Source organism: Nonomuraea pusilla (assembly GCF_900109355.1).
Classification (GTDB): Bacteria; Actinomycetota; Actinomycetes; order Streptosporangiales; family Streptosporangiaceae; genus Nonomuraea; species Nonomuraea pusilla.
This window is the reverse complement of sequence record NZ_FOBF01000043.1, coordinates 1-10,224: the sequence shown is the minus strand read 5'-3', so window position 1 is coordinate 10,224 and position 10,224 is coordinate 1. Positions and strand designations below refer to the sequence as shown.

General features: G+C 69.4%; 9 protein-coding genes and 1 pseudogene. 5 read left to right on the top strand and 5 right to left on the bottom strand.

Annotated elements, in window-relative coordinates; all coding sequences use genetic code 11:
• From BMX74_RS42090 to BMX74_RS42075, 4 genes are all read right to left on the bottom strand, one after another.
• Window positions 1-447: GTP-binding protein (locus BMX74_RS42090; RefSeq protein ID WP_091106035.1), on the bottom strand; the 447-nt coding region annotated here is incomplete at its 3' end.
• 7 nt (window positions 448-454) lie between these two features.
• Window positions 455-859, bottom strand: coding sequence for a DUF742 domain-containing protein (locus BMX74_RS42085; protein WP_256257627.1), 405 nt, complete (start codon window positions 857-859; stop codon window positions 455-457).
• A gap of 5 nt (window positions 860-864) precedes the next feature.
• Window positions 865-1,287: a roadblock/LC7 domain-containing protein gene (locus BMX74_RS42080; RefSeq protein WP_055507244.1), complete on the bottom strand. Its 423-nt coding sequence runs from the start codon at window positions 1,285-1,287 to the stop codon at window positions 865-867.
• The gene (locus BMX74_RS42075; RefSeq protein WP_055507242.1) at window positions 1,284-4,301 is read right to left on the bottom strand and encodes a sensor histidine kinase; all 3,018 of its coding nucleotides are present in this window, start codon (window positions 4,299-4,301) and stop codon (window positions 1,284-1,286) included. Before BMX74_RS42075 ends, BMX74_RS42080 begins: the two co-directional genes overlap by 4 nt.
• A 449-nt stretch (window positions 4,302-4,750) precedes the next feature.
• Between BMX74_RS42075 and BMX74_RS42070 the strand changes: the two genes are divergently transcribed.
• The 5 genes from BMX74_RS42070 (at window position 4,751) to BMX74_RS42050 (ending at window position 9,998) form a co-directional block, all read left to right on the top strand.
• Window positions 4,751-5,548, top strand: coding sequence for an ABC transporter permease (locus tag BMX74_RS42070; RefSeq protein WP_177227751.1), 798 nt, complete (start codon window positions 4,751-4,753; stop codon window positions 5,546-5,548).
• On the top strand, window positions 5,545-6,336 hold the full coding sequence (locus BMX74_RS42065; RefSeq protein ID WP_091106032.1) for an ABC transporter permease: 792 nt from the start codon (window positions 5,545-5,547) through the stop codon (window positions 6,334-6,336). The genes BMX74_RS42070 and BMX74_RS42065 overlap by 4 nt, the downstream gene beginning before the upstream one ends.
• A gap of 249 nt (window positions 6,337-6,585) precedes the next feature.
• Entirely contained in the window at window positions 6,586-7,575 is a 990-nt protein-coding gene (locus BMX74_RS42060; RefSeq protein ID WP_091106031.1) for an ABC transporter substrate-binding protein, read from the top strand.
• Entirely contained in the window at window positions 7,572-8,642 is a 1,071-nt protein-coding gene (locus tag BMX74_RS42055; protein WP_055507235.1) for a nitrilase-related carbon-nitrogen hydrolase, read from the top strand. Before BMX74_RS42060 ends, BMX74_RS42055 begins: the two co-directional genes overlap by 4 nt.
• Before the next feature lie 108 nt (window positions 8,643-8,750).
• Window positions 8,751-9,998, top strand: coding sequence for a flavin-dependent oxidoreductase (locus BMX74_RS42050; protein ID WP_091106033.1), 1,248 nt, complete (start codon window positions 8,751-8,753; stop codon window positions 9,996-9,998).
• Window positions 9,999-10,015: 17 nt separating this feature from the next.
• Here BMX74_RS42050 and BMX74_RS42045 read toward each other — a convergent pair.
• A pseudogene (locus BMX74_RS42045) lies at window positions 10,016-10,224 on the bottom strand (ATP-binding protein); the annotation flags it as partial.

Sequence of the window (10,224 nt, the reverse complement as noted above, 5' to 3'; positions counted from 1 at the left end):
GTGCGGGGCGAGTGTCAGCGCGTCGCGCACCTCGGTGTCGCTGTGCAGATACTGACCGTCCCACCCGTTGACCCCCACCACGAAAGGCAACTGCGCCTCCTCGAAGTAGTCGATCGCCGGGAAACTGTCCGCCAACCGCCGCGTGTCGACCAGCACCACCGCACCGATCGCACCCCGCACCAGGTCATCCCACATGAACCAGAACCTGTGCTGACCCGGCGTACCGAACAGATACAAGATCAGATCCCGATCCAGCGACACCCGCCCGAAATCCATCGCCACCGTCGTCGTCGACTTCAACGGCGTCAGATTCAGATCATCGATCCCCGCCGAGGCGTCCGTCATGACCGCCTCCGTCGTCAACGGCATGATCTCCGACACCGCACCGACGAACGTCGTCTTGCCCACCCCGAAACCACCGGCCACCACGATCTTCGTCGAGGTCAGACCCGGGCTAGAGCCTGCGAAGTCCACTGAGCACCCTTTCAAGCAGAGTAACGTCCGGCCTACCCGCATCCAGCTGCGGCTGATGCACCCGGACCAGACCCTCGGCCGCCATGTCCGCGATCAGCACCCGCACCACACCCAGAGGAATCCGCAACAACGCCGACACCTCAGCCACCGACCGCACCTGACGGCACAACTGACTGATCGCCTGATACTCCGGCGTGATGTGCGAGAACTCCCGATGCTCCGCCGTCGCCGACGACACCAACGCCTCCATCGCCAGCTTCACCCGGGGGGCGGTCCGCCCGCCGGTCACCGCGTAGGGACGCACGGGGGACGCCGGGTCCTCGTAGTGCTGCTGCTGCTGCGGCTCGGGGTCCCAACCGCCGCTGTTCCACCTCGGATCCGTCATCTGCATCACCTGGACTGGCCGGCGCGCAGCTCGGCGCGCACGGCGGGAGTGAGCACCTGACCGGCGCGATCGACCATCAACGTCATCTGGTACGCCACCAGACCCATGTCACAGTCCGGGGCGGCCAGCACCGCCAGACACGAACCGTCACTGATCGACATGATCAGCATCAGCCCGCGCTGCATCTCCACGATCGTCTGATTGACCACGCCGCCCTCGAACACCCGGGCCGCACCCTGCGTCAGGCTCACCAGACCCGACGCGATGGCCGCCAGCTGGTCGGCCCGGTCCGGCGGGAAACCCGCCGAGGCCGCCAGCGGCAGACCGTCGGACGACACGACAACGGCGTGCGCGACTCCCGGGACCGAGTTGACGAAGTCGGTGATCAGCCAGTCGACCCCGCGAGCCCCGTGGCTCAGGTCATTCATGCGCCCTCATCCCTGCTCTCAACGCTTCTCGGACCGGAGGGATACGTCCTGCCCTCGCTGATGTCGTCACGCGCCGCCCTGAACCCCTGCTGGAAGCTCGACAGGCGGCTGCGCACCCGGTCCGGCGAGACCGCCGGCATCGGCGTCACGCCCTTCGGCGCGGACGCGCTGTCAGCCGAACCGGGAACCAGGTTCGCCTTCGGCACCCGCTTCGGCAGGCCCGACGCCGTCGATCCGTCACGCACCGGCTCCACGACGGCCTTGGCCGCGCTCCAGCCCTCGTCAGCCTTGGAGGAGCCCCAGCTGACGCTGGGGTCGCCCTGCTCGAACCAGGCCGACTCGACGGAGGCGAAGATCGGCAGGTACTCGTCGCCGGCGGAGGCGGGCTTGACGACCGGGATGGGCCCGGTCGCGGCCGACTCGGTCTCGGGGAAGTCGAAGGCGGGCCGCGCGTCGCCGAGTTCGGCGCCCGGCGTGCGGGTGGGCAGCGGCGGGCCGTCGCTCCCCCAGTCGCCGGGTCCGCCGGGCGCGGACGGGCCCGCGCCGGGCGGGGTGACCGGGCTGCGCGAGGGCACCCAGACGTCGGCGCTGTCGAAGCCGCCCGACCCCGCCAGGCCCGACCCCGTCGTGCCCGAGCCCGCCAGGCCCGAGGCGCCCGGACCCGTGCTGCCCAGACCCGTGCTGCCCAGACCCGTGCTGCCCAGACCCGTGCCCGGCGTGCCGGACGCGGTGCCCGCCCCGGCGCCGAAGCCGGACCCGTTCACACCGCCCGATCCGTTCACGCCGCCGAAGCCGCCGCGCGGCTCGGCCGGCCAGGAGACGTCGAGGCTCGGGCTGGACGGGAAGGACGGGTGCCCGGGGCCGGGCTGGTAGCCGCCCGCGCCCTGCCACTGCGGCGCGGCGGCCGCCGTCGCGCCGAAGGAGTCCTCGCGGGCGGCGCCGGCGCCCGCGGCGGCGGCGTTCGGGAAGGCGGGCGCGCCGGAGGCGAGCAGCGCCTCGGGCATGAGCACCATCGCGGTGAGGCCGCCGTTGCCGTGCGGCCGCAGCTGGACGCGGATGCCGTGGCGGTGCGCCAGGCGGGAGACCACGAACAGGCCCATGCGGCGGGAGACCGACACGTCCACGGTGGCGGCCTCGGCCAGCCTCAGGTTGGCCGCGGCCAGCTCGTCGCCGGTCATGCCGATGCCGGAGTCGCTGACGGACAGCATCACGCCGCCGCCGTCGATCCTGCTGCCCGACACGGTGACGCGGGTCTCGCGGGGGGAGAACGACAGCGCGTTCTCGACCAGCTCGGCCAGCAGGTGGATGGTGTCGTTGACGGCCTGGCCCGCGACGGACACGCCGTCGGGCACCTGCAGGACGACGCGCTCGTAGTTCTCGACCTCGGAGAGCGAGGCGCGGGCGACGTCCACCAGCTTGACGGGCTTGCTCCAGCGGCGCGGCGGGTCCTGGCCGGCGAGCACCAGCAGGTTCTCGCTGTTGCGCCGCATGCGGGTGGCCAGGTGGTCGAGCTTGAACAGGTTCGCCAGACGGTCCTCGTCCTGCTCGCCCTGCTCCAGGCCGTCGATCAGGGTGATCTGCCGCTCGACCAGCGTCTGACTGCGCCGCGACAGGTTCACGAACATCGCGTTGACGTTGCTGCGCAGCCGGGCCTCCTCGCCCGCCAGCCGCACCGCCTCCCTGTGCACCTCGTCGAAGGCGCGCGCCACTTCACCGATCTCGTCGTGGGAGTCGACGCCGATGGGCTCGACGGACAGGTCGTCGGCGGTGCCGGACTCGCGCAGGCGGCGGACCTTGTCGGGCAGGCGGCTGCCGGCGATCTGCAGGGCCTCGCCGCGCAGCCGGCGCAGCGGCCTGACCAGCGAGCGGGCCATGACGACCGTCACGAGCACGACCGCGAGCAGCAGGGCGACGATCGCGATGGCGACGACCACCGCGTTGCGCTGCTCGGACTCCTCCAGCGTGCGGCTGCGCAGGATGATGGCCTGCGCCAGCTGCTCCTCGGCCTTGCGCATGCGCTCGACCGTCTGGGTGGACGCGTCGAACCAGGTGCTGCCGGTGCGGGTGCCGAGCGCCTTGTCGATGAGGAGGCGGCCCTCGGCGTTCAGCACGAGCGCGCGGGCCCTGATCGCCTCGGCGCGGTCGACGTCCTGGCCGGTGACGGTGTTGTCGTAGATGTTGCGCTGGGCGATGGTGGCGTGCGAGCGGAAGGTGGCGAGCTCGCTGTCGCGCTGGGCGCGGGCGACGAGCAGGTCGTCGAAGAGCGCGGTGCTGAGCCGCCTCTCGACGAGTCCCGCCATGAGGATGGCGCGCTCGCGCGACGCCTGCTCCTTGGCGCGGGACAGGGCGGCGAAGGAGGCGACGCCGTCGGCCAGCTCCTCGTCCACCGCGCCTCGGTCGAGGTCGTCGTTGAAGGACGTCAGGTCGCGGATGATCTGCTCGTAGAGCCGGATCACGGAGCGGGTGTCCAGCTGGGAGTCCGCGGCGGCCTTGCGGGCGTTGGCCAGCTCGTCGAGGCGGTTGCGGATCTTCACGGCCTCGGTGCGCTCGGCCGACTGGGACTTCGCGAGGTCCTCGATCTCGGAGCGGACGGCCTCGACGGCGCTGTTGACCGTCTTGTACTGGGTCTGCATCTTGGCCGCGCCGGCCCTGCGGCCCTGCGCCACGTACGAGGTGGACAGGTCGCGCTCCAGCTCCAGCGCGTGCGTCAGCTCGGCCATCTTGCCGGCGAGCACGGCGAGCTCGTTGACGCGCTGGTACTCGATGGCGCTGTTGATGGAGGTGGTGACGCGGAAACCGCCGAGGATCAGCGCCGCGATCGTCGGGAGGACGACGAGGACGAGCAGCTTCGTGCGGACGCGCCAGTTACGCAGGGCGTTCCTGCCGCCGGGCTTGCGGACCGGCGCGGGCGGTGCGATCCCGGGTGTGCTGTCTTTCCCAGACTCCTCTGGGACGGAGGCGTTCGCGGTCTCCGTGCCGGCGGCACGGCTCCCACGGGTAGATGCAGTCCTCACCGACGTTAGCAACCTCTCCTCGGGACGGTCTGATGCGCTGGTCGCAGTCAGCCCTGTTCGGTCTACGGTGCCGAACATCATCCATCGGGCGAGTGCTTATTTGAGCACACCCACATTAAATCGGCTAATGCCGCAGGCGTCACAATAGCCACTCTCATCGTCAAGTCGCCACAAAACGGCGGCCCATCTGCGGAGAGCCACCCGGAGGACCAGCCCTGCGGGTCACCCCTTAGCCCAGGACAAACCAGACAAATCCCGCAATATCCCCACATAGCACCTCGGGAGGGAAATTTCGCTACATGGTGGGTGGAATGATCCACTCCCGATACCCTGACTCCGTCTTTTACCCGCCTTCCCCGCCTGATCTGCCTGATCCGCCTGATCAGCCGGTCGGACGGAGCCATGGAGACCCTCATGACGTGTCCCCCCGACGCCTTCGGGACGCTCCCATGCGCCTGAACGTGCGGCGTCCCCTCGACAGCCCCCTCATCTGCGGCGCCCTCGGCGTCCTCGTCCTGCTCGCGGCCGAGGAGGCCGCGGGCAGGCTGGGGCTCTTCTCCACCCTGCAGTTCCCGCTCGCCTCGACCGTGCTGGTGAACGCGGCGGAGCTCATCGTCGATCCCGACTTCCTCATGGACATCGTGGCCACCGTGCTGGCCTGGGCGCTCGGCCTGCTGCTCACCGTGGTGGTGGCCGTGCCTCTCGGCCTGCTGCTCGGCAGCGTGCCACCGGTCGAGCGGGCGCTGCGCCCGCTGATCGAGTTCATGCGCCCGATCCCGTCCGTGGCGATCATCCCGCTGGCCTCGTTCATCTTCTCCGAGCGGCTCGACATGAAGATCGCGATGATCCTGTACGCCTCCACCTGGCCGATCCTCATCAACACGATGTACGGCCTGCGCGAGGTGGACCCGGTCGCCAAGGAGACGCTGCGGACGTTCGGCTTCAGCCCGCTGCAGGTGCTGTGGCGGGTCTCGCTGCCGAGCACGGCGCCCTTCATCGCGACGGGGATCAGGCTGGCCGCGACGATCGCGCTCATCCTCGCGATCAGCACCGAGCTGCTCGCGGGCGGCTCCGAGGGGATCGGCACCTTCATCATCCTCGCGGGCAGCAGCCCCGACGCCGTCACGCTCACGATCGCCGCCACCTTCTGGGCGGGCGTGCTCGGCGTCCTCGCCAACGGCGCGTTCGTCAGGGCCGAGCGGCGGCTGTTCCGCTGGAACGCGGCCAGAGCAGGAGCGACGCTATGATCAGGAAGTTCTTCGCGGGGCTGCTGCGGCTCTGGCTCGTGCCGGTCGTGCTGGCCGTCTGGGAGGTCGCCACCCGGGCGATGGAGCACCCCTTCTTCCCGCCGCCGTCGCAGATCGTGGTCAGGATGCGGGACCTGTGGTTCTCCGGGTCCCCCTCCACCCTCTGGATGAACGACACGGCGCTCGGCAACATCCCGAACAGCCTGGGCAGGCTGCTGGCCGGGTGGGCGGTGTCCGGCGTCGTCGGCGTGGTGGTCGGCATCTGGCTGGGGCGTTCGCCGATGTTCTTCCGCTTCGTCGACCCGCTCATCCAGTTCGGCCGGGCACTGCCGCCGCCCGCGCTGCTGCCGCTGTTCATGGCGCTGTTCTCGATCGGCACGCGGATGCAGGTCGCGACCATCACGTTCGGCATCATCTGGCCGGTGCTGTTCAACGCGGCGGAGGGGGCGCGCGGGGTCGATCCGCTGCACCTGGAGACGGCGCGGGTGTTCAGGTTCTCGCGGGCGCGCAGGTTCTTCACGGTGATCCTGCCGTCGGCGACGCCGAAGATCTTCGCCGGGCTGCGGCTCAGCCTGTCGCTCGCGCTCATCCTCATGGTGATCTCGGAGCTGTTCAGCACGGACGGCATCGGCTCGATGCTGCGCGACGCGCAGCGCTCGTTCGACCTGCGGGGCGTCTGGGGGGCGGTCATCCTGCTCGGGACGCTCGGCTATCTGCTCAACCAGGTGTTCCTGGTTGTCGAACGCAAGGCGCTCACCTGGCATTATTCGGCGAAGAAGCTGGTGTGAGGGAAAAGGCCGGCGCCCCGTTCCTGGTGGCGCCGTGCCAGCCTGGAACGCTCCAGAACAGCACCCGCCCCTCCTCCCTAAGTCCACAAAACATCAGAAACCATGAAAATGTGGACATTTCACTCTATGTAGCGATATTTACCGCGATACGCCCAGCTGGTACTACAGAGTTCAAGTGGTTGCGCTAGGCTCTTCTCCTCAAGATCACGCCCATGCGTGCTTCAATGCGTCTTCCCCCCTGGAGCGTTCATGTCCGGTCTCCGGCGCCGCTTGCGCATTTCCGCTCTTTTACTGACTGCCACCGCGCTGCTCATCAGCGGATGCGGCGGAGGTAGCGACTCTGGCAGCTCCGGCAAGTCCGGCGGTCTCGAGAAGACCGACATCACGGTCGGCATGCTGGCGCTTCCCGAGGTCGCGCCCATCCAGATCGGCATCGACAAGGGCTTCTTCAAGGCCGAGGGCCTCAACGTCAAGTTCGAGCTCGTCCAGGGCGGCGCGACCGCCATGCCGGACCTCGTCTCCGGCAAGCTGGACGTCCTGCACAGCAACTACGTCTCCGCGATCCTCGCCGCGGCCAGCGGCACCGCCAAGCTCAAGGTCGTCGGCGAGGCGTACGTCGCCAAGCCCGGCAACTTCATGCTGATGACCAAGAAGGGCTCGTCGATCACCAAGATCGCCGAACTCAAGGGCAAGAAGGTCGGCGTCAACACGCAGAAGAACATCGCGACCCTCGCGGTGAGCGCGCTGCTCAAGACCAACGGTCTCACCCCCGAGGACGTCAGCTTCACCGAGAAGCCGTTCCCCGAGATGGCGGGCGCGCTGGAGTCCGGTGAGGTCGACGCGGCCTTCATGCCCGAGCCGTTCCACGAGGTCGCCGCGGGCGCGAACGGCGCCGTGTCGCTCTCGGACATGTTCACCGGCCCGACGGCCGACTTCCCGATCGCGGGTTACCTGACAACGGACACCTTCGCGAAGGACAATCCGAAGACGGTAGCCGCGTTCCAGCGCGGTCTGGCCAAGGCCGCCGAACTGGCGATCTCGAACTCGGCCGAGGTGGACGCCGCCCTGCTGAAGTACACGAAGATCGACAAGGCGACGGCCGACCTGATGCAGCTCGGCGGCTTCTCGACCTCGGTCAACGGCACCCGGCTGCAGCGGGTGGCCGACCTGATGCAGGAGTTCGGCTACATCCCGTCGAAGTTCGACGTCAACCAGCTGCTCGTCGGAGGCGCTTCATGATCGAGCCGTACCAGGCGGTGGGCCTGATCCCCACGATGCGGGGCATCCGCAGCCGTGAGGACATCGCGGGCAACATCGACCACATCAGCCACCTGATCAAGGCGGCGTCGTGGCTGTCCAGCCTCGACCTGCCGGTGCGGCTGATCGCGATCCCCGAGGGCGCGCTGCAGGGCTTCAACGACGAGGTGCTCGACCTCGACCACGAGGACTTCGCGGCCAACTGCGCGATCGACGTGCCGGGCCCCGAGACGGACCGGCTCGCCGAGCTGGCGATCAAGTGGAACACGTTCCTGATCGGCCAGGCGAAGGCGCGGCACCCCGAGTTCCCCGGGCGCTTCTTCAACATCGGCTTCGTCATCGACCCGCAGGGCGAGATCGTCCTCAAGCACTACAAGACGGTGCCGCTGCTGCCGGTCGAGCACTCCGTCACGCCGCACGACGTGTGGGACCGCTGGGTCGAGCTGTACGGCGAGACGCTGGACGCGTTCTACCCGGTGGCCGACACCGAGATCGGCCGCATCGGCATCCTCATGGCCAACGAGGCCTCCTACCCGGAGAACGCCCGCGGCCTGGCGATGAACGGCGCGGAGATCATCTACCGCGGCCCCTACCCGCACCCGCACGTCGGCAACGGCCTGTACGAGGTGCAGAACCGGGCGAGGGCGCTCGACAACAACGCCTACCTCATCGCCTGCAACGTCGGCACGTACTACCTCGACCAGGACTCCGAGCACCCGATCGACACGTTCGGCGGCCAGTCGATGATCGTCGACTACAAGGGGCAGATCGTCGGCAGGCACGACTACAGCGGCGGCTCGTCCTGGGTGGCCGGCACGATCGACATCGGCGCCCTGCGCCACTTCAGGTCCAACGCCCAGTGGGACAACTGGATCAAGGACCTGAAGACCGAGCAGTACCGCGTCATCTACGACAAGCCGATCTATCCGAAGAACCTCTACCTCGACCGCAAGCCGTACAACCACGCGGAGTACCGGGCCGAGGTCATCAACCGGCAGATCGAGCTCATGCACGAGCGGGACATCTGGGTGCGGCCCGACAAGGGCTGACGGTTCCGGATCAGGGGGGCGCCCACGGCGCTCCCCTTTTTCTTGGCCTCTCCTACCTTGGCCCTTCGCGGGCCGTGACATCCCCTGTGGAGGTACATGATGCGGACGATGATCATCGGTGGCGGCATCGGAGGGCTCGCCACCGCGCTCAGCCTGCACGCCGCGGGTCTCGACTGCGTCGTCGTGGACGCCGCCGAGGAGCTGCTGCCGCTCGGCGTCGGCATCAACCTGCAGCCGCACGCCGTGCGCGAGCTCACCGAGCTGGGCCTGGCGGAGCAGCTGGCGGCGACCGGCGTGGAGACGAGCTTCATGACGTTCACCGACCGGTTCGGCAACCAGATCCTGGCGCTGCCCAGAGGCCGGTCGGCCGGCTACCGGTGGCCGCAGTACTCCATCCACCGCGGGCAGCTCCAGATGATCATGCTGGAGGCGGTGCGGGAGCGCATCGGGCAGGTGCGCACCGGGCTGCGGTTCGAGGACTTCGAGCAGGACGGCTCCGGCGTCACGGTCACGCTGCGCGACCAGGCCACCGGGCGGACGGTGCGGGAGCACGCGGACGTGCTGGTCGGCGCCGACGGCGTGCTGTCCACCGTGCGGTCGCGGCTGCACCCCGAGGGTGACCCGCTCACCTGGGGCGGCATCAGGATGTGGCGCGGCATGGCCAAGGGCGACCAGGTCATGGACGGCGCGACCGTGCTGGTCTCGGGGTCGAACGCGGCGGCCAAGTTCGTCGCCTACCACGTCTCCGCGTCGGATCCCGGGCTGGTCAACTGGGTGGCCGAGGTGAAGGTGGCCGAGCCGGGCGTCGTCGAGGAGGCCGACTGGTCGCGCGAGGGACGCCTGGAGGACGTCGCGCCGCACTTCGCCGGCTGGGAGTTCCGCCACTTCGACATCCCGGGGCTCATCGCGGCCACCGAGCGGATCCTGGAGTACCCGATGGTGGACCGCGACCCGCTCCCGTCGTGGGGCGAGGGACGGGTGACGCTGCTCGGCGACGCCGCGCACCCGCTGTACCCGATCGGGTCGAACGGCGGCTCTCAGGCGGTGCTCGACGCGCGCGTGCTCGCCAGGTGCCTGGCCACGTACGACGACCCGGCCGAGGCGCTGAAGGCGTACGAGGGCGAGCGGCTGCCGCCCACGTCGGCGCTGGTGCACGCGCACCGGTCGCTGCCCATCGAGAGGACGGTCCGCCTGGTGACCGAGCGGGCGCCCGGCGGGTTCGCCGACGTCGCGGACGTCCTCACCCCGGAGGAACTGGCCGAGATGGCCGACGCCCAGCACGGGATCACCGACGCGGACGTGCGCGCGCTGAACGAGCGGCCCTCGTGGAGCGTGACCGGGCGCCAGCCGTCCTGAGCGGATGGGCCGTCCCGCTAGCCGCTCCAGCCCGGGACGGCCATCCGCACGTTGAGCGCGTGCTCGACGAGATGGATGAGGACGGTCTTGACGGCGTCCTTCGAGCGCGCGTCGAGGCGGATCATCGGGACGTGCGGGGCGAGTGTCAGCGCGTCGCGCACCTCGGTGTCGCTGTGCAGATACTGACCGTCCCACCCGTTGACCCCCACCACGAAAGGCAACTGCG

Excerpts from the sequence above, each read along its gene's own strand:
- BMX74_RS42085 (WP_256257627.1), bottom strand. The coding sequence starts at position 859 with ATGACGGATCCGAGGTGGAACAGCGGCGGTTGGGACCCCGAGCCGCAG.
- BMX74_RS42080 (WP_055507244.1), bottom strand. The coding sequence starts at position 1,287 with ATGAATGACCTGAGCCACGGGGCTCGCGGGGTCGACTGGCTGATCACC.
- BMX74_RS42070 (WP_177227751.1), top strand. The coding sequence starts at position 4,751 with ATGCGCCTGAACGTGCGGCGTCCCCTCGACAGCCCCCTCATCTGCGGC.
- BMX74_RS42065 (WP_091106032.1), top strand. The coding sequence starts at position 5,545 with ATGATCAGGAAGTTCTTCGCGGGGCTGCTGCGGCTCTGGCTCGTGCCG.
- BMX74_RS42060 (WP_091106031.1), top strand. The coding sequence starts at position 6,586 with ATGTCCGGTCTCCGGCGCCGCTTGCGCATTTCCGCTCTTTTACTGACT.
- BMX74_RS42055 (WP_055507235.1), top strand. The coding sequence starts at position 7,572 with ATGATCGAGCCGTACCAGGCGGTGGGCCTGATCCCCACGATGCGGGGC.
- BMX74_RS42050 (WP_091106033.1), top strand. The coding sequence starts at position 8,751 with ATGATCATCGGTGGCGGCATCGGAGGGCTCGCCACCGCGCTCAGCCTG.